At 74.6% G+C, this 393-nt stretch carries 1 protein-coding gene; it reads right to left on the bottom strand.

Going from position 1 to position 393, the window contains the following annotated elements:
• Positions 1-393, bottom strand: a 393-nt coding sequence (locus E0L35_RS25990) for a hypothetical protein (protein ID WP_212751733.1), incomplete at both ends; no start/stop codon positions are given.

The raw sequence follows: 393 nt of genomic DNA, 5'->3' as shown, positions 1-393 counted from the left end.
AGCTGTGTATAAGAGACAGGTGCCGGGCTCCTCGACCCGGGCATAGACGTCGAGGGCGCGAATCCGGCCTTCGCCGACCTTCGGCATCGTGCCGTGGCGGCCCTGCTCACTGATGCGTGCATCCGGCGCCGGAGCGAGCCGGGGCGCGCTCGGCGGCGGCACGCGGATCACCACGGCCTCGCTCGGGCTGGACCCCGGCGGTCGCACCACCGTGACGCCCGACGCGGTCTCGATCTCCTCGGCGGTGCGCTGCTGTGCGCCGCCCGCGTTGACCACCACCACGCCCTGCGGTTCCGGGGCGGTCGCGACCGGGGCGGCCAGAGGCCGGGAGACCGGCTCGCGCACCGTGATCGCGACCTCGACGCGCGGTTCGCCGCCTCGGGAATCCCCGAG

Source organism: Halomonas sp. ATBC28 (assembly GCF_005937175.1).
In the GTDB taxonomy this organism is placed as follows: Bacteria; Pseudomonadota; Gammaproteobacteria; order Pseudomonadales; family Halomonadaceae; genus Vreelandella; species Vreelandella titanicae.
Note: the sequence above shows the minus strand (reverse complement) of the source record. Positions and strands in the feature narration are given on the sequence as shown.